Genomic DNA, 18,320 nt, shown 5'->3' on the forward strand with positions numbered 1-18,320 from the left:
GGGACTAAATCCATTACAGGAGGTACCGGAATGAGAGAAGAACAATTTGAGGCTGCTCGTCAAGCCGAAGCGGGATATCATTCTAACTTTTATAAAAATAATGAATTGTTTGAAGATGGAACATGGATGTCCAGACCCATGCCTATGGTGATGGAGATGTTGGAACGTTTGCTTGTTCATAAACAAGAATTACGTGTGCTGGACCTGGGATGTGGTGTGGGCAGGCATACGATTCCAATTTCACAACGTTTGGTAGATACAAACAGCGAGGTTATTGGCGTGGATCTGTTGGATGAAGCGGTAGATGGACTTCGCAAGTATGCGAAACAGTATAATGTGGATCACATCGTACAGGCTGAAAAAGCAGATGTGGAGCATTATCAGATTCCACCGAATGGTTTTGATTTTATTGCGGCTTGTTCCTGTTTGGAACACACATCCAGCAAAGAGGCCTTTCTTGAAACAGTAGAGCGGTTAAAGGCAGGAACAAGGATCGGGGGCATTCATTGTATTACGATGAGCACCAGTGTAGAGGAAAAAGAAATCGAGACAGGCCGTCAGATCGAGCCGTTGATTGAGTTGAATCTGTCTACTTCCGAGGCCATTGTGCTGCTGGAGCAAGCTTACGAGGGGTGGAACATCCTATTTCAGGAGCATGTGACCCAGACGATCCAGGAAGAGAAGTATGATAAACCAACAGAGTTCCGTTGTGAGCTGCTTCGGTTTGCGGTGCAGAAAGATTAATGGACTTGTCTTGAACTTTGCAAAATTACAGTCTACAATACGATAACGGGTTGAGAACGCCTTTATTATCGCAGGATTGAATAAGCTTTAATTATTCTCGGCCCGAGAAGTACGTATATTGCCCGAGAAGTATGTATATTGGAGGAATAGATTTGTTGAAAAATTTGAAGCCACGACTGCAGGAACCAGAAGTACAGGAGTTGTTGTCTTACGCTGTCTTTCCTGACCCTGAACAGGTTAATCAGACGGTACAGCAGTATGTGACACAAAGTAATCTGTTTCTGACTGGATATGAGGATGAAGAACAGCTGGTCGGTCTGATTGGCTATGAACATACAGGAGCTAGTGAAATTACCATTCGCCATATTGCCGTGCTGCCGGAGAATCGGTTCAAGAATTATGGGCGGGGCATGATTTCACAGCTGCTTGCAGAGTACAATCCAGATACTTTGATCGCAGAGACAGATCAGGAAGCGGTGGAGTTTTACCGGAACACAGGATTTGTCGTCTATAGTCTTGGCGAATTATACCCAGGTGTGGAGAGATTCCGCTGTGTGCTTGAGAAAGAAGAGGATGAGGATGAGGATGACGTATAACAGCGTATGCGCGTAACACATTCAACATATAATTGGAATGAAAGAAATCAGATAGGATATTTGGCTTGGCATATGTGCTGAGCCGGATGTCCTGTTTTTTTGTTTTAAAAATAGGAAAAAAGTATTGCTCTCGAACATAGTTTCATTATAGAATAGTTTTGCTGATGAATAGTTCGTTAGATGAACTAGTTTTGAAAGGAGGAAGGTACATGAACACGCCAGATGCCAAAAGCTTGGTGAATCGTTATCTGGACGCTTCGTTTCTGGTAACCAAGCGATTTGATACACGCATACGTGAAAAGGTAGGCCAGACGGTCACAACCGATCAGTTCTGTGCTCTACGTCTCATTCACGAGAAACCTGCCTGCACCCCATCGGATCTCGCAGAGCTTCTATGTGTAGGCAAGAGCAGCATTACGGCTCTAGTTAACAAGCTGGCCGACCGTAATCTGGTGCATCGAACAGGTGATGAGCGTGACCGCCGCGTTATCTATCTGACTTTGACGGATGCTGGCCTGCAGATGTACAAAGAGACCGAATTGGAGATTCAGAAGCTGCTGGAACCTTACCTAAAACATTTTACACCGGAAGCTGTTCAAAATTTTATTGATTCTTTTGAGAAGCTGGCAGCACTGCTAACACAAGAAGAAGGGCTGGAGGAGCAATGAGAGCGATATTAAAAGGGCGCTGGTGGATTATGGGGCTGTGGATTGTCGCCGCAGCTGTATTGATGTTCACCGCGCCAAACATGAGCGAATTGATTCGTGAAAAGGGACAGTTTTCTGTTCCGGAAGGGTATTCTTCCACAAAAGCAGCAGCGATTCTGGATGAAGCCGCGGCCCAAAATGGGGAACAAAAAGGGACCTCCATCGCACTGGTGTTTTATAATCCGGATGGTCTTGGAACAACAGGCAAACAAGAGGCAGAAAAGGCAGTCAAACTACTCGAAGCCGATAAGAAAAAACTCGGCATTTTGTCTGTGCTGGAGCCTTTCTCCCAGCCGGAACTATCGGACAAAATGATTTCGAAGGATGGCAAAACCATTCTGACTTCACTCTCGATTGAGATGGGTGATCGCACGGTTAAGGAAATGCAAAATGACCTGAATGGCGTGCTGAAATCAGTGAATGTCGAACATTATATTACAGGTAAAGGTTTGATAGATGAGGACACCATTGAGAGTTCTCAGGAAGGACTTAAGAAATCAGAGTACATTACTGTGGTCTTTATTCTGCTTATTCTTTTCCTGGTATTCCGTTCGTTCGTAGCTCCATTTGTACCGCTGCTGACAGTGGGTATCAGTTATATCGTGTCTCAGCAGATTGTTGCGTTCCTGGTAGATGGAGTTAACTTCCCGCTCTCCACGTTCACACAAATCTTTATGGTTGCAGTCATGTTCGGGATTGGAACAGACTACTGTATTCTGCTGATCAGCCGGTTTAAGGAAGAGCTCGCGCACCATGAGAACACATGGGATGCCATTATTGCTACATATCGCACCGCAGGTAAAACGGTATTTTTCTCAGCTTTGGCAGTATTGGTTGGATTCGTGGCAATCGGTTTTGCCCAGTTTATGCTGTACCGCTCTGCGGTAGCCGTAGCCGTGGGAATCGCCGTGATGATGCTGGCACTTGTAACGATTGTGCCATTCTTTATGGCAGTACTGGGCAGAAAATTATTCTGGCCATCCAAAGGTTCACTGGAACATGCCGAAAGCAAGATCTACGGGGCAGCAGGGAAGTTTTCCCTTAAACGTCCGTGGGCAGCCCTGCTGATTGTTGCAGCAGTCACTGTGCCTCTTCTTATGACATATGACGGGAAGTTGTCATTTAACAGTCTTGACGAGATCGGTGACAAATACGATTCGGTTAAAGCGTTTAACATTATTTCGGATAGCTTCGGCCCAGGTGAATCTTTGCCGGGTCAGATCGTTATTCAGAACGACGAAACGATGGATAATGCAAAATACATGGCTGTAGCAGAGAAAATCAGCCGCGAAGTAGAGAAGGTTCCCGGGGTTGCAGGCGTTCGTAGTATGACACGTCCAACAGGGGATGAGATTAAAGATTTTGAAGTAACAAAACAAGTAGGTACATTATCTGATGGTCTGGGCGAGGGGAAGACAGGTCTGGACAAAATAAGCGATGGTCTTAGCAAAGCTAGCAATGAACTGAGTAAAAATGGGCCTCAGCTTAAACAAGCCGCGAGTGGAGCTGGAGAGCTGACTAAGGGCACAACTCAGCTGCGATCGGGTATTACGCAGCTTAGCGATGGATTGAAGCGTATTGAAAAAGGCATTCGGGACGGTTCATCTGGCGCAGGGGATCTGAAAGCTGGACTTCAACAAGCCAAAACGAGTGCAGACCAGCTTGCCAAAGCGAATAACCAGTTGTTGCAGGCCTATCGTCAAGCTGGAGCAGGGGTTGCTGCACTGGGTGATGGAACGAAGGAACTGGAAGAGCAACTGACAGGTATTTCAACGGCCTTGACGAGTCTGACCTCATCGTTCTCTGCTCTGGAGGAGCGTTTCCCTGAGTTGCAGCAAGATGCTGACTATCAACGCATTAAAGGCACGATTGGTCAAACCGGTTCAGGCACAGCGCAGCTTGCGCAAGGACTGTCCCAAATTCAGACGAATCTGAGTGCAGCAGCGGCTGGAATCAATCAGGCGAATGAAGGTTTTGCTTCCGCAGCATCTGGACAGAAGGCTCTGGCTGATGGTCTGGGTCAGATTATAACAGGTATTGGTCAACTGGAGACAGGATTGAAACAGGCTGCCGATGGTCAAGGTAAAGTGATCAAAGAAATCCCTTCTATCCAAAACGGTCTGGGTCAACTTCAGGGAGGACAGGAGAAGATCCAGAAGGGCTTTTCGGATCTCAGTGGTCAATTAACACAACTGACAGATGGCTTGAACCAAAGTGTTGATGGAATCAAGAAGGTGTCGGGCGGTCTCGATTCTGCTCAGGATTATTTGACACAACTCCAAAATTCACCGGATTCGGATCTCGCAGGTTGGTACGTACCTGAAGAGGCCTTGAATAATAAAGACTTCAAAAAAGTGTTTGACACGTATCTATCGAAAGATCGCAAGACGATGACGTTGGATGTTATTTTTGCAGAAAATCCGTATGGTACAGAAGCGATTGACCGTGTGCCGGATATCGAAGCGGCAGTACATCGTGCAGTTCAAGGCAGTGCGCTTGAAAAAGCCGATGTTGCGGTGGGCGGTGTAACCAGTACGTTTGCAGATTTGCAGTCGATTTCGAATAAAGACTACACACGTACCGTTATGCTGATGCTCGCAGGAACATTTATCATTTTGGTAATCCTGCTTCGTTCTGTCATCATGCCGATCTATCTCATTATTTCGCTACTGCTTGCGTACTTCACATCAATGGCACTTACGGAAGTGGTGTTTGTGAATATCATGGGTTATGCCGGAATCAGCTGGGTTACGCCATTCTTTGGATTCGTTATGCTGATTGCGCTTGGCGTCGATTACAGCATCTTCCTTATGGATCGTTTCAACGAAAACAAAGGCATGAGAGTACAAGATGCGATCTTATACGCGATGAAAAACATGGGAACCGTTATTTTGTCTGCAGCGGTTATTCTCAGTGGAACTTTCGCCGCGATGTACCCTTCAGGGGTGCTCTCGATGATGCAAATTGCGACCGTTGTGCTAAGTGGTCTGATTCTGTATTCCCTGTTATTCCTGCCATTCTTCGTGCCTGTAATGGTGAAGACATTTGGTCGGGCCAACTGGTGGCCGTTCCGTAACAAAGAACAGTCGGAATCTTCCGAATCGAATCATACCATTGGCATGTAATCATCTGGCATGTGTCATCAAGGATATATTGATATTTCATATGGAAGGGAGGCTCTGCCGCATGATGCGGTGGGGCTTCTTCTTTTTCATATTATAAAAAATGGACACAAAGACAGATGTCTGCCTAAGGACACTATCCCGCGCTTTGCCAGACCTATCTTCATAGGATATAGGGAGTTCATCAATGATCAGGAAGATCAGCAGCGAGAGGGGTGGCGGGATGGTATATCGTTATGTGGCTATAGGGGATTCCTTGACGGTAGGAACAGGAGCATTGCTCGGAACCGGATTTGTTCCAATATATCGCCGTATGGCTGAAATGAATCTTCGTACATTTGTATCCATGGACAATCTGGGGGTAAACGGGCTAACATCGGGAGAACTGCAGCAGATGATTAACGGGAATCCTCGGGTACGTCAGGCGCTGCGTGAAGCGGATATGATTACGATCTCCATCGGTGGAAACGATCTGATCCGTACATTTAAAGCTAGCGGAGGTATTCCAAGTGCCGGGAAAATGACACAGGTGCTGGGTGAAACACGTCATCATGTATCTCAGGTCATGAGACAAATTCGGCAATTAAAAGGAGACCAGAAGTACTTTGTCCGTTCCATAGGATTGTACAACCCGTATCCACAATCCACCGATGCGGCATACTGGGTGCGGCAGTACAATTCTTATCTAAATGGTGCCGGATCAGGTAATTATTCATGCGCACAAGTTTATGACAAGTTTGAAGGACGGGAACGGGAATTATTATTTTGGGACAGAGTCCATCCGAACGCAAGGGGATATCGGGTTATCGCTGATCAGTTGAATCGAACGGGTTATTTTCCTTTTGCTTGAAAGCTGAAGAAAACTAGACCTGTCCTTAGACTTCCGATATGATGAAAGAGTTCGTTCAAACTATAGTATATAGAGGAGTTAAAATCGGTGTCTAACAAGCAGCAAAATTCTCTTCTTTCAGCTGAAAAGCAAATGATCTCTGAAGTGTTAGCCTTATATGGATTCACATCAGAATGGCAAGGTGAGCGCAGCAAGGGTGGCATGAATAACTCTACTTTTGTGTTGCATACAAGTGATGAAACTTATGTTATGAGACAATACGAAACACATAATGATCAAGCGAAAATAGCTTTTGAACATGGCGTGCTTACTGCACTGTCTGATATCGACTTTGAACTTGAATCGCCTAAACCAGTCATTTCATTATCTAACGATTGTGAGAGTCGGGAATCTAAGGAGAATAATAAGTTTGTTCGAAAAAACAAAAAGACGTACCAGGTCATTCAGGATTATCACACGGGTGCCACAAAAATAGTAACTTTGTTTCGTTATCTGGAAGGTGTCAATCCCGTATGGGATTTTCCTGATCAGTTATTCGAATTGGGTCAGGCGGCAGGACAGTTGTCAGCAGCGCTTGCCAGACTTGAAATGAAACTCGAACCGGTATACCCTCCATATTACCGGATTGAAGATGCTTATCCACTCTGTACTCCAGCCTTTTTGTTGGAGTTATGTGCTTCACCGCCACTGGAGCTGACAGCATGTACAGAGGAGTTAAGACAGCTACAACATGAACTGCCAGGTTTGTTCGAAGCACTGCGCGGTATGGAGCAGCTTCCGCATCAGCTCGTGCATGGCGATGTGAATGCATCCAATGTGCTGGTGGATCCGGTCGGAAACGTGAGTGCGATCCTTGATTATGAGTTTGCTACCTGGGATCTGCGGGTGATGGAGCTAGCCGTTCCGATGTCTGACATGCTGACGATAGACAAGAGTGAAGAATGGATGTGGCAGGCGCAGGCTAATTTGATTCAGGGATTTAGAAGGCACGTTGAACTGAGTGCCACCGAACTCGCAGCGATCCCCCAGTTGATTTTGCTGCGTAGCCTCGACGTGGTGATGCATTTTATCAGCCGAATGCTGGAAGGAACGGATGAGCCGGAAGTGGCTGTGGATCAGATCCAGAAGCTGAAGCAGCGAGTCGATTGGATGCGTAGGAATGAGGAACAATTACGCGAGCTTTTAACGAAATAATAGGTTTGAATTGTAAACAAAGTGCACGGGTTCTGCTCTCGGACAGAGAGTATAACCCGTGCACTTTTTAGGTTTCCTATATGATGCCTGCTGACATACGAAGGAGTCCAGCCTACAGCGCTCGTTTGCGGAACCAACTGCGGACAGCCCAGCGTCGTTCCTGACGTTTTTTATATTTTGGCAAGCTACGATACACATTCAAGGATTGATCATAAGCCTGTTTGGCATCATCATTACGCCCTAATGAACGATACACCGAGCCAAGCAGATAAAAGGCCTCACTGGAGGAAGAATGAATCTCTTGGAACTGCTGTACATAATGAAGTGCTTTGTCGCGATCTGAATCCTTGAAGGCTGTAGCAAGATTCAGGTATGGCTGCCCGTACTTCACTCTGGGGTTAATCTCAAGTGCGTGCAAGATATGACGTTCACCCTCGGATATATTTCCCAAATATAGTTCGGTTGTGCCCAAAGCTTCCCAGTAATCTGCAGACTGTTCGTAAGGCCGTTCCAGTTCTAATAAATAGGCATGTGCTTCGTTGTAGCGTTTACGTTCGATAAGCAGTCTGGCCAATTCCAGCTTGGAAGATACTTCGTTAGGATTTATCGCCAGTTGCTGTTTCAGCCGGGAAATGTTACGCATGCGTTTGAGGGGTTTGGTGAAGCTTGGGAATACGCCAACAAAGCGACGATCCAGAAAGTACAGAATGACGAGCAAAATCAGAATGGCAAGGAACGGATTGCCGATGATCTGCCAAAGCAGACCAAAAATCAGAAATTTAATAATCACAGATTCAACTCCAGTTACATTTTAATCGCGTATGCACGCCTTGAATATCATACCATATCACCCTTTGGAAGAATATGTTTTTATATATGATAGGTAGAATATGTGTGTGTATATGGTAGGGAGAATAGGCGTTTGTATATGATAGAAAGATTATGTGCCTGTATAGGAAATAGAACCTATTCACCTTATATGAGATTGCACGTCGAATCATAAGGATGTGGAGAGTGAATCCCTGAATGTCCATCTTAGCGATTACGCACCATCGTCCTGCGGTAAGCGGCTGGTGTAGTGCCCGTCAGTTTCTTGAACTGTCTGTAAAAATGAGGAAGACTATCGAAGCCACAAGCGTCTGCAACAGCAGCCATCGTTTCGTCCCCTTGAACGAGGTGTTCTTTCGCCATAATAACTCTGCGAGCCAAGATATAATCTGTTAGAGTCATGCCCGTGTAACGCTTAAATGCCCGGCTAAAATGAGCAGGAGACACAGCGGCTTGGTGTGCGAGGTCAGGTAAAGATAGACCGCTTCGCAGTTTATGATCAATGTCGGACAGGATGGAAGATAGCCATGATGGAGCTGGAAGCGACGTTGTGGTATGAGTCGGTCCGGCCGCTGATTCCAGTCGTTCCAGGAATATAAGCAAGAGCTGCAGTCGGAGCAGTGCCGCGTGAGAGCTCAGGTGATGATCGGAACGGAACTCGGCATGAATATTATCGATCATGGCAGAAACTTCTGCCCGCTCGGTCTGGTCCAGGTGTCTTTTGTATACTCGGCTTTTGCGGCAGCGCTCGAACGGGCGTAACAAGGAGGAGGACACGTCTCCGGCAGTAGAGGCGAGTAGCCCAGGACTGAAGAACAGAGCCGACGAGGTAACCGGGTTACCCGCATCCGGCAACGCGCGGTGCACGGTGCTGCCTGGAATAAGAAATAAATCGCCCTCCTGCATATCTTCAAGACCCGTATCGATGAAAATACTACCCTGTCCTCGGTAGACATAGATAATTTCATGCCAGTCATGCAGATGATCAGGCAATTCATTCTGTGGAGATTTGGTATCGCTATAGACAAGACGGAACGGTATGCCCGATTCAGTCTGTATGGTGGTGCGTACTGGGAAATGTTCCATAGGGACTCCTTTGGAGACAAATGTCTCTGGTAAGATGACAATTCTGATCATAAAACAGTATATTTAACGCAATATAAGCAATTTAATTTCCTTTTAATGATGATACAATGAATTTAAAGCGTTTACAATAAAAGGATGCCAGCTTTTGAGGTTTGCATTCTGAATTCGCAAATAATCGGTGAGGTGAGTGTCCATGTCTGCAAGCACAAAGCGGCCAAGATTAAAGATGCATCTGCTCGGAAATGATAGTCAGCGCAAATGCAAAGAAATGATTGAACGTCCCGTCAAAGTTTTGCAGATCGGGGAAGGCAATTTTTTACGAGGATTCGCAGACTGGATGCTCCATGAGAGTGCTCGGCAAGGCAAGTTTCATGGCTCAGTAGCCGTGACGCAGCCTCGTCCTGGTGGGAAGGCCAAGCTGGAGCAGATCCGTGATCAGGACGGACTATACACAATGATTACGCGTGGGCTGTCTGAAGGGAAACGTGTAGAACGTACAGAAATGGTCTCGGTATTCTCGCAATTTATTAATCCGTACGAGGAGTGGCAGACGTTTCTGGAACTTGCGGAACTGCCATCGCTTGAATTTGTAATTTCGAATACGACAGAATCTGGCTTGAAATATATACAATCAGAATATATTCCAGGGGAACCGGTTCAATCTTTTCCAGGCAAACTGACCGTGTTCCTGCACCAGCGGTATGTACGTTTTGGTGGAGATCCATCGAGAGGACTTATTCATCTGCCATGTGAATTGCTGGAGGGCAATGGCGATGTTCTGCGTGAATGTGTGCTCCGTCATAGTGAAGATTTCGGATTCTCTGACGGCTTCCGGTCCTGGATCGAACATCATAACCTTTTCCTGAACAATCTGGTGGATCGGATTGTGACGGGTGCGCCTACCCAAGAAGAGGCAGATGCACTGACGGAACGCTGGGGTTATGAGGATCAACTGATCAATACGGCAGAACCTTATCATTTCTGGGCGATTCAAGGCGAGGAGTCGCTGGACAAGCGCCTTCCATTGAAACAAGCAGGGCTTAATGTGCACTGGGTTAAAGATTTGAAGCCGTATCAACTGCGGAAAGTGCGAATCCTGAACGGTTCACACACACTGATGTCATCTCTGGGTTTGCTTCGCGGTAAACAACATGTAAGAGAAACGATGGAGGACCCGCAGTTTAGTTCATGGATCAGGCAAGCGGTGCTTGAAGAGATTGTGCCTGCGCTGGATATGCCTGAGCTTGGACTGGAGCAATATGCGGAAGAAGTGTTTGAACGTTTTCTGAATCCGTATATCGATCATAAGCTGCAGGATATTGCACTGAATACAGCTGGAAAATTCAAGGTTCGTGTACTGCCGACTCTTCTGGCCTATGAACAGAGTCAGGGAAGCTGGCCTGAGCGTTTAATTCAAGGTTTTGCAGGATTTCTGTATTTATATCGTCCAGTGCAGACACAGGATGGTTATACGGCAGAGCTTTTAAACGGAGAATCTATTTCATTAAGAGATGATCCGGATGTACTCGCAGCTTTGGCATCTCACTGGCATGGTTACAGTTATTCGAGCGATGGAGCTACTGAGCTGGATAAAAGAGTTGCTGCGGTGCTCTCCAATGAAGTGATCTGGGGAGAAAACCTGAATGCAAAAGAAGGATTGCGAGAAGCACTCGTACATGAAATCGGTAGACTGGAAGGTGAAAGAAAATGAGTACAACAAAAACAGTCAGTGATTGGATTGCGATCCAGCCTCAGGATGATGTCATTATAGCACTTCGAGATTATGTCAAGGGAGAGCGTATTGATCTGCCGGAAGGGGACTCGTTCGCACTTTTGGATGATGTACCTAAAGGGCACAAAATCGCCGTAAAGGATATTGCTCTGGGAGCGGACGTCATGAAATATGGCTTTTCTATCGGCATCGCGCAGGAAGCCATTGCCCGGGGAAGCTGGATACACAGCCATAACTTGAAGACAGGATTGCATGGATTGCTTGAATATGAATATCAGCCGGGAAAACCCATGACTATTGACATGCCTCCTGAACATTTGCGATCGTTCGATGGATACCTGCGTCCGAATGGGGAAGCGGGAATCCGTAACGAAATCTGGATTGTCAATACAGTCGGATGTATTAACAAGGTATGTGAAGCTCTTGCCCGTATGGGACAGTCTCAGTTCGGTAGCCGTGTTGACGGCGTGTATCATTTTCCGCATCCTTTCGGTTGTTCACAGCTCGGAGATGATCTGAAGTATACACAGCAGCTACTCGCTTCGCTGGTGGAGCATCCCAACGCTGGTGGGGTACTTGTGATTGGTCTGGGCTGTGAGAACAACCAGGTGGATCAGTTCCGTGAGTGCATCGCACCAGAATATCGGGATAAGGTACGTTTTCTTAAAGCGCAGGAAACCGAAGACGAGCTGGAAGAAGGGCTACGTTTAATGGAAGAGCTGGTTGAAATTGCGGAGCAAGAGAAACGACAGCCGCTGCCACTGAGCAAACTGAAAATTGGCTTAAAGTGTGGAGGTTCAGACGGCCTGTCCGGCATTACAGCGAATCCGCTTGTAGGCGCTGTAGCCGATCTGCTCGTTGCTGCGGGTGGAACAGCAATTTTGACAGAGGTTCCGGAGATGTTTGGTGCGGAAACGATTCTGATGAACCGAGCTTCGGATGAGCATGTATTTAACGATCTGGTAGACCTTGTGAATGGCTTCAAGCAATATTTCGTGAATCATGGTCAAAATATCTATGAAAATCCTTCGCCGGGGAATAAGGCTGGCGGAATTACAACACTGGAAGAAAAATCACTTGGATGTACGCAAAAGGGAGGACGCTCGTCTGTTGTCGATGTGCTCCGGTACGGTAAACGGGTGACCAAAACCGGTCTGAACATTGTGGAGGCACCTGGAAATGACCTTGTTTCCGTGACAGCTTTATCTGCCGCTGGAGCTCATATCGTGCTGTTTACAACAGGGCGTGGTACACCGTTTGGCGGCCCGGTTCCTACCGTCAAAATTGCAACGCAATCGGATCTGGCGAATCGTAAAAAGCACTGGATTGATTTTAACGCAGGTCAACTGCTTGAAGGACAGACGATGGATCAGGTCAAAGAGCAATTATTCAGTCAGATTATTGATATTGCTTCAGGACGGGCGCATACTCTCAGTGAGCAGCATGGTTTCCGGGAGATCGCGATCTTCAAAGACGGAGTAATTCTCTAACTGGATGCATCTATTGCAAAAATAAAAACCAGGCAACCATCCGGCTCTGTTTACAGCAGAAAGCCGGATGGTTGCCTTATTCAGGTTCGAAGCCAAACGAATTAATGTGCGCTTCGGATAAGATATACCACTACGTGGTGCATGCAAAGATCTGTACTCCGCGAGCTTCAATGTCAATCGCTCCGGTAACTTCCTGACCCGTTAACAATTCACGAACAACTGTGTCACCCAGGTTATAAGATTGTATGGACGCATTGTGGTTCATCACGAACAGATAGGTCACCCCGTCTTTGGTTCGCGCGCTTGCTTCTACACCCTGTGGGGTTTCCAACAGCGGCTTGATATGTTTGGAAGCTGCAAGTTCGGCAAGCAGTCCATCCAAGAAAATGTCATCCGGATCAGAGGCGACGTACCATGCTTCTCCTTGACCAAAGGTATTGCGTGTAAGTGCAGGCATGCCTTGATAGAAATCTTCACCGTATTCTGCAATTACTTCGGCACCTTCACTGTGCAGGAGGTCGCACAACATACCGCATTCGTATACGCCTTCGAGTGTGCCCAGTGTTTCCTTCAGAACGATGCTATTTTTCTGTTCAGGTAACAAGGCATCGATCTCTTCGACCCAGATGCCAAGCAGGTTGCGAAGCTCACCCGGGTAACCGCCAGTGGTTACGAGATCATGCTCGTTGACAATTCCGCTGAAGAAAGTGGTCAGGAATGTACCTCCTGCCGCTACAAACTGCTCCAGTTTCGTAACAAAGCCGGGTTTGACCATGTAAAGAACAGGAGCAAGAACCAGATCATATGCGCTGATATCGGTATCTACACTGACGATGTCCACTTGAATGTTTCTGTGGAAGAAAGCCGCATAATATTTATGAATTTGATCTACATATTTTAGAGCTACAGTCGGTCCGCTTGATTTTTCGATAGCCCACCAGTTATCCCAGTCGAATACAATCGCTACTTTGGACTGTACTCTGGCATCAAGTGTTGTGTCACCAAGACGTTGCAACTCCTGGCCAAGTTGCGCGACCTCTCGAAACACCCGTGTATGTTCGTGTCCTGCATGTTCAATGACGGCACCATGATACTTCTCGCATGCACCGATGGAACGGCGAAGCTGGAAGAACATCACGGTATCCGCGCCGTGTGCGATGGACTGGTAACTCCACAGCCGCATGACCCCAGGGCGTTTCAGTGAGTTATAAGGCTGCCAGTTCTGTTGACTTGGCGTCTGCTCCATCAGCATAAAGGGTTGACCGTCTTTGAGACCGCGCATAAGATCATGAGCCATGGCGGTATAGCTAATCGGTGTCGCAAGACCCGGATAACTATCCCAGGACACGATATCCATGTATTTTGCCCATTTGAAATAGTCAATCTGTTTAAAAAAGCCCATCAAATTCGTTGTCACGACGGAATCGGGAATATGTTTTTTGATCGCATGATACTCCAGCAGATAACATTCGAGCATGCTGTCCGAGTTAAAACGGGAGTAGTCCAGCGAGATCCCCTGGAAAGAAGAACTGTTGTGACCCCAATGTTCGCTCAGGTTGCTTGGAAGTACGATCTCGTCCCAATCATAGAATGTATGACCCCAGAAGTTTGTGTTCCAGGCTTGGTTAACCTGTTCAATAGTTCCATAACGTTTCTTGAGATAGACGCGGAATGCTTTCTCGCAGTTATCACAATAACAGTCGCCCCCATACTCATTGGAAATATGCCAGACGAGCACAGCGGGATGATCTTTGTATCGCTCAGCAAGTTTGTCTGCGATGATTTCGGAGTACTTCCGGTAGGTCGGACTGTTCGGGCAGGAGTTGTGCCGTCCGCCAAATTTCCGTTTGCGTCCGTCCGCATCCACGCGTAGAACATCGGGGTAATTTTTGGCCATCCAGGCTGGATGAGCAGCGGTACTTGTGGCAAGGCAGATGTATACTCCGTTTTGGTACAGCCGTTCAATTAATTGGTCCAGATAATCAAAGTTATACGTCACTTCATCAGGCTGAATCAGTGCCCAGGAAAAAACGTTAATCGTGGCCATATCTATACCTGCGAGTTTAAACATACGGAGGTCTTCCAGATGGGTCTCATGATCCCATTGTTCAGGATTGTAATCGCCTCCATAAAACATTTTGGGTAATTTGCTGCTGATCAACGTGCTCACCTCTTGTATAAGAATAATCCTATACTATATGATACATATGACTTTTAAAATATAATAAAAGTAATGATCCATATAAGAATATGGAACTCCATTTAATTAGATTTGGGGAGGTTATCATGCTCATCTCACCTGGACATCAACGCTTTTTTATGACACCGAGGGATCAGCCGCTTCCGCTATATATCGAGAGTATAGGCTATAACGGAAATCAGGAAAAAGTCTACAGACCTGCAGGTTATCCGTGTTACCACTGGCTGCAAACGGTCAAGGGAGCAGGGGAGTTCAAGCTCTCGGGAACCTCTGCAATTGTTGGAGAGAACTCTGGTATTTTGCTGCCCCCAAACCTGCCGCATGAATATGATCGTGTTCAAACGGAGTGGGAGACGATCTATATTACCTTTGGCGGTTCGCAGTGTAACGCCATTGTCGATTCACTCGGTTTGGGCGAAGCAGCATTTCGACAGTGGGATTCAGATAGTCCACTAAGCGATTACGCTCAGCATGTGCTGAGTTCAATCGAGAGTGACCAGGATTTATCCGGGCTGGAAGCTTCGGCGGACATGTACCGCTTTTTAATATTACTTAAAAAACACGGAATGACCGGCAATCGTTCCTCCATCTCGCAAGCCGTAACAAGACTTGCTCCGCTGCTTGCTTTTATGGAGCAACATTATGGTGACCCGGATATTGGGCTAGAGCAGATGGCATCGATTACTGGAATCTCATCCAGGCATATGAATACGCTGTTTAAACAATCCTTCGGCATAACGGCCTACAGTTACTTCATTTTGCTTCGCATACGTAAAGCTAAAGAAATGCTGACAGGCAGTATGGAACTTACGATCAAGGAGACTGCGGGGAGGTCTGGGTTTCGGGATACCAGCCATTTTGTGGCCACCTTTCGCCGGATTGAAGGGGTCACACCTGAACAGTTTCGCAACTTGTACTAATTAGCCAAGGTTGAACAAAAAGATATGCAGAAGGGTATTGATGCTTCTTCCTGTTGCCGTTATGATGGTATCGAATCCTAGAATCGAAAACGATTAAACGAAACTATTTCATATGCATGAGAGAGGATGAGTCCGATCATGAGTTCAATTATTCCTTTGTGGGAGCAGGCGGCTCCATACGCAGCTGTAGGTCATGAAGACGAAATGCCACATCTGATTCCTTTTATTCAACCGGGTTCCGAGAGCGCTATCATTGTCTGCCCAGGGGGCGGTTACGGCCATCTTGCTGATCATGAGGGAGCACCTATTGCTGAAATGTTAAATGCGGCTGGTATCAGTGCTTTTGTCCTAAAATATCGGGTAGCACCTCACAGTCATCCTGCGCCTCTGGCGGATGGGCAGCGTGCAATCCGTTATGTACGGGCTCATGCGGAACAATACGGGATTAATCCTTCCAAAATTGCAGTGCTTGGTTTTTCGGCAGGAGGTCATCTCACAGCCACTTTGGGCACGCAGTATGACGAGGGTCAACCGGTACATGAGGATCCGATTGAACGGGTAAGTTCTCGTCCGGACCGTGTCATTCTTTGTTACCCTGTGATCACGATGGAGTCATATGGACATGAAGGATCTCGTATCAACTTACTAGGCGAGGATGCAACCGAAGAACAGGTTCAAGCGTTTAGTGCAGAGCAGCAGGTTAAAGCAGATGCTCCGGAAGCATTCATCTGGCATACGAGTGATGATCAGGCTGTACCCGTGGAGAACAGTTTGCGATACGCTCTGGCATTGGGTGCACATGGGATTCCATATGATCTTCACATTTTTGAAAAAGGTCCACACGGCCTGGGACTGGCGGAGCACGATGCTACGGTTCGGGTATGGTCTGATCTGTGTCTCACTTGGCTGAAAAATCAAGGCTGGTAATGTCGGTACATATTTTAGTTTGTCAGTGTATTACGGTTTAATATCTAGCAAAGGAGAACAACGCTATGAAATTGCAAAAGAATGACAGACTTCTTTTTATCGGGGATTCCATTACCGATTGTGGACGTACACATCCTGTAGGTGAAGGTAGTTCAGGACTGGGACATGGATTTGTGGCACAAGTATATGCCCTTTTGCGGTCCATTTACCCCGAACTGATGCTGAGAGTACAGAATGTGGGTAATAGTGGGAATACCGTGCGTGATCTGAAACAACGCTGGCAACAGGATGTACTTGATCTGAAACCGGACTGGCTCACAATTATGATCGGTATTAACGATGTGTGGCGTCAGTTTGATCATCCGCTGGCTGACTCACAGGTATTTCTGGAAGAGTACGAAGCGACATTACGTGAGCTGGTTGCATCGGTGCGCCCGAATCTGAAAGGGTTAGTGCTTATGACACCGTATTATCTTGAGGCCAACCCGGAAGATCCGATGCGGGCGACGATGGATATTTACGGAGATGCGGTTCGCAGGGTAGCATCGGAGTACGATGCGCTGTTTGTGGATACGCAAGCAGCATTTGCGCCGCTGTGGGATCATTTCTATACATCGGTACTCACACATGATCGCGTACACCCGGATGCTACAGGACACATGGTGTTGAGCAAGGCTTTTCTGGATGCAGTCGGATTTGAATGGACAGGCAATACGAAATTCTAAGGAGGAGCGATGATATGAGTAATGTAACTGTTGTTGTAGATACGCCAGCGCAATTGGGAGAGGGACCAAGTTGGGATGCGGAAAATAACCGTTTGTTATGGGTAGATATTGAAGGCTTCAAGGTGCATGCGTACGATCCAGTGACTGGTGCGGATCAGGCTTATGACGTGGGTGAACATGTCGGAGCGGTGGTGCCCTATCGCGGTGATGAAGTGATCGTTGCACTCCGTAGCGGTTTCTATACATATCATCTGCTTACGGGGGAGAAGCAGGCTATCGCAGACCCCGAGCAAGACAAATCCACCAATCGTTTCAACGATGGGAAATGTGATGCATACGGACGTTTTTGGGCTGGCACGATGAGTCTGAACAACGAGCAAAAGGCCGGATCATTGTACTGCTTGGAGGAAGGAAAACCTGTGCGCAATATGGTGCAGCACGTATCCACTTCCAACGGTCTCGGCTGGAGCCCGAATCGTGAGTTCATGTATTACATTGATACGCCAACACGTTCCGTGGATCGTTTTGATTTTGATCTGGCTGCTGGCACGATCTCCAATCGAACGAGTATTATTTCGGTGCCAGAAGATATGGGATTCCCGGATGGCATGACTGTGGATGCCGAAGGTATGCTGTGGGTTGCCCATTGGGGTGGAGGAAGAGTAACCCGCTGGAACCCGGAGACAGGGGAACTGTTACATCAGATCGAAGTGCCTGCAGATCAGGTGACTTCCTGTTGTTTTGGCGGACCAAACCTTGAGGACCTATATATCACTACCGCACGCATTGGAATTAAAGAGGAACGTTTGCAGGAAATGCCGCAAGCTGGTTCGTTATTTGTCGTTAAACCGGGTGTCCGGGGACAAGAAACACATGCTTATGGACGAAAAGCTTAGTTAAAATGACCAGACGATAATACAGATGAATCAAAGGTGCTGTGAGAACAGCATCTTTTTTGTTGTCCCAAACTAGGATATTCGGACAAGCCTTAAGATTTACAAATTTTTTTGAAAAAGCGGCTCTTTTGACAGAGGGAAAAAACGTTTTCTATCGAATGTTATTATTGAGAGAATTATCCATTTTATAGCGGTGTTCGATATGTTTTGTAAGCGCTTAACCATGAGTGAAGGGAGGTGAGGCTGCTCTACAGGAGAAGGTATGGATTCGTCTGATACGCCATCATCAACAGGATGAGACAG

Annotated in this window: 15 protein-coding genes; 12 read left to right on the forward strand and 3 right to left on the reverse strand. The window is 46.9% G+C overall.

All coding sequences use genetic code 11. The features are described 5' to 3' along the window. Nucleotides 1–30: 30 nt before the first annotated feature. The 6 genes from AC1VYS_RS10790 (at nucleotide 31) to AC1VYS_RS10815 (ending at nucleotide 7,213) form a co-directional block, all read left to right on the forward strand. A complete protein-coding gene (locus AC1VYS_RS10790; RefSeq protein ID WP_482914235.1) occupies nucleotides 31–744 on the forward strand; it encodes a class I SAM-dependent methyltransferase in 714 nt (237 codons plus the stop codon). 155 nt (nucleotides 745–899) lie between these two features. After that, a complete protein-coding gene (locus tag AC1VYS_RS10795) occupies nucleotides 900–1,340 on the forward strand; it encodes a GNAT family N-acetyltransferase (protein WP_482914236.1) in 441 nt (146 codons plus the stop codon). 209 nt (nucleotides 1,341–1,549) lie between these two features. Further along, nucleotides 1,550–2,008 carry a MarR family winged helix-turn-helix transcriptional regulator gene (locus AC1VYS_RS10800; RefSeq protein WP_482914237.1) on the forward strand — a complete coding sequence of 153 codons (459 nt, stop codon included), beginning with the start codon at nucleotides 1,550–1,552 and terminating at the stop codon, nucleotides 2,006–2,008. Beyond that, on the forward strand, nucleotides 2,005–5,172 hold the full coding sequence (locus AC1VYS_RS10805) for an MMPL/RND family transporter (RefSeq protein ID WP_482914238.1): 3,168 nt from the start codon (nucleotides 2,005–2,007) through the stop codon (nucleotides 5,170–5,172). The genes AC1VYS_RS10800 and AC1VYS_RS10805 overlap by 4 nt, the downstream gene beginning before the upstream one ends. Before the next feature lie 184 nt (nucleotides 5,173–5,356). Next, entirely contained in the window at nucleotides 5,357–6,019 is a 663-nt protein-coding gene (locus AC1VYS_RS10810) for a GDSL-type esterase/lipase family protein (protein ID WP_482914239.1), read from the forward strand. 87 nt (nucleotides 6,020–6,106) lie between these two features. Beyond that, nucleotides 6,107–7,213 carry a phosphotransferase enzyme family protein gene (locus tag AC1VYS_RS10815; protein WP_482914240.1) on the forward strand — a complete coding sequence of 369 codons (1,107 nt, stop codon included), beginning with the start codon at nucleotides 6,107–6,109 and terminating at the stop codon, nucleotides 7,211–7,213. Nucleotides 7,214–7,325: 112 nt separating this feature from the next. Here AC1VYS_RS10815 and AC1VYS_RS10820 read toward each other — a convergent pair whose 3' ends face one another. Beyond that, nucleotides 7,326–8,003, reverse strand: coding sequence for a tetratricopeptide repeat protein (locus AC1VYS_RS10820; RefSeq protein ID WP_482914241.1), 678 nt, complete (start codon nucleotides 8,001–8,003; stop codon nucleotides 7,326–7,328). Nucleotides 8,004–8,248: 245 nt separating this feature from the next. Continuing rightward, nucleotides 8,249–9,127 (reverse strand): AraC family transcriptional regulator, encoded by an 879-nt coding sequence (locus tag AC1VYS_RS10825; RefSeq protein ID WP_482914242.1) that lies wholly within the window; start codon nucleotides 9,125–9,127, stop codon nucleotides 8,249–8,251. Nucleotides 9,128–9,320: 193 nt separating this feature from the next. On the opposite strand from AC1VYS_RS10825, the gene AC1VYS_RS10830 reads away from it, so the two are divergent. Together AC1VYS_RS10830 and AC1VYS_RS10835 are read left to right on the forward strand one after the other, a co-directional pair. Further along, nucleotides 9,321–10,838 (forward strand): tagaturonate reductase, encoded by a 1,518-nt coding sequence (locus AC1VYS_RS10830; protein ID WP_482914243.1) that lies wholly within the window; start codon nucleotides 9,321–9,323, stop codon nucleotides 10,836–10,838. Next, nucleotides 10,835–12,349 carry a UxaA family hydrolase gene (locus AC1VYS_RS10835; RefSeq protein WP_482914244.1) on the forward strand — a complete coding sequence of 505 codons (1,515 nt, stop codon included), beginning with the start codon at nucleotides 10,835–10,837 and terminating at the stop codon, nucleotides 12,347–12,349. The genes AC1VYS_RS10830 and AC1VYS_RS10835 overlap by 4 nt, the downstream gene beginning before the upstream one ends. Before the next feature lie 130 nt (nucleotides 12,350–12,479). Here AC1VYS_RS10835 and AC1VYS_RS10840 read toward each other — a convergent pair whose 3' ends face one another. Further along, a complete protein-coding gene (locus AC1VYS_RS10840; protein ID WP_482914245.1) occupies nucleotides 12,480–14,510 on the reverse strand; it encodes a beta-galactosidase in 2,031 nt (676 codons plus the stop codon). Between the two features lie 125 nt (nucleotides 14,511–14,635). Here AC1VYS_RS10840 and AC1VYS_RS10845 point away from each other — a divergent pair, with 125 nt between their 5' ends. The 4 genes from AC1VYS_RS10845 to AC1VYS_RS10860 all read left to right on the forward strand — a co-directional run bounded on the left by AC1VYS_RS10845 (nucleotide 14,636) and on the right by AC1VYS_RS10860 (nucleotide 18,017). After that, nucleotides 14,636–15,469 (forward strand): helix-turn-helix domain-containing protein, encoded by an 834-nt coding sequence (locus AC1VYS_RS10845; protein ID WP_482914246.1) that lies wholly within the window; start codon nucleotides 14,636–14,638, stop codon nucleotides 15,467–15,469. A gap of 138 nt (nucleotides 15,470–15,607) precedes the next feature. Next, nucleotides 15,608–16,396, forward strand: coding sequence for an alpha/beta hydrolase (locus AC1VYS_RS10850; protein ID WP_482914247.1), 789 nt, complete (start codon nucleotides 15,608–15,610; stop codon nucleotides 16,394–16,396). A gap of 65 nt (nucleotides 16,397–16,461) precedes the next feature. Then, a complete protein-coding gene (locus AC1VYS_RS10855) occupies nucleotides 16,462–17,121 on the forward strand; it encodes an SGNH/GDSL hydrolase family protein (protein WP_482914248.1) in 660 nt (219 codons plus the stop codon). 14 nt (nucleotides 17,122–17,135) lie between these two features. Next, entirely contained in the window at nucleotides 17,136–18,017 is an 882-nt protein-coding gene (locus AC1VYS_RS10860) for an SMP-30/gluconolactonase/LRE family protein (protein WP_482914249.1), read from the forward strand. Nucleotides 18,018–18,320 lie beyond the last annotated feature (303 nt).

The sequence above is a fragment of the Paenibacillus sp. G34 genome, assembly GCF_056856875.1.

Coding starts and splice junctions, on each gene's coding strand:
- AC1VYS_RS10855 (WP_482914248.1), top strand. CDS start 16,462: ATGAAATTGCAAAAGAATGACAGACTTCTTTTTATCGGGGATTCCATT.
- AC1VYS_RS10850 (WP_482914247.1), top strand. CDS start 15,608: ATGAGTTCAATTATTCCTTTGTGGGAGCAGGCGGCTCCATACGCAGCT.
- AC1VYS_RS10860 (WP_482914249.1), top strand. CDS start 17,136: ATGAGTAATGTAACTGTTGTTGTAGATACGCCAGCGCAATTGGGAGAG.
- AC1VYS_RS10845 (WP_482914246.1), top strand. CDS start 14,636: ATGCTCATCTCACCTGGACATCAACGCTTTTTTATGACACCGAGGGAT.
- AC1VYS_RS10800 (WP_482914237.1), top strand. CDS start 1,550: ATGAACACGCCAGATGCCAAAAGCTTGGTGAATCGTTATCTGGACGCT.
- AC1VYS_RS10835 (WP_482914244.1), top strand. CDS start 10,835: ATGAGTACAACAAAAACAGTCAGTGATTGGATTGCGATCCAGCCTCAG.
- AC1VYS_RS10825 (WP_482914242.1), bottom strand. CDS start 9,127: ATGGAACATTTCCCAGTACGCACCACCATACAGACTGAATCGGGCATA.
- AC1VYS_RS10830 (WP_482914243.1), top strand. CDS start 9,321: ATGTCTGCAAGCACAAAGCGGCCAAGATTAAAGATGCATCTGCTCGGA.
- AC1VYS_RS10790 (WP_482914235.1), top strand. CDS start 31: ATGAGAGAAGAACAATTTGAGGCTGCTCGTCAAGCCGAAGCGGGATAT.
- AC1VYS_RS10810 (WP_482914239.1), top strand. CDS start 5,357: ATGATCAGGAAGATCAGCAGCGAGAGGGGTGGCGGGATGGTATATCGT.
- AC1VYS_RS10805 (WP_482914238.1), top strand. CDS start 2,005: ATGAGAGCGATATTAAAAGGGCGCTGGTGGATTATGGGGCTGTGGATT.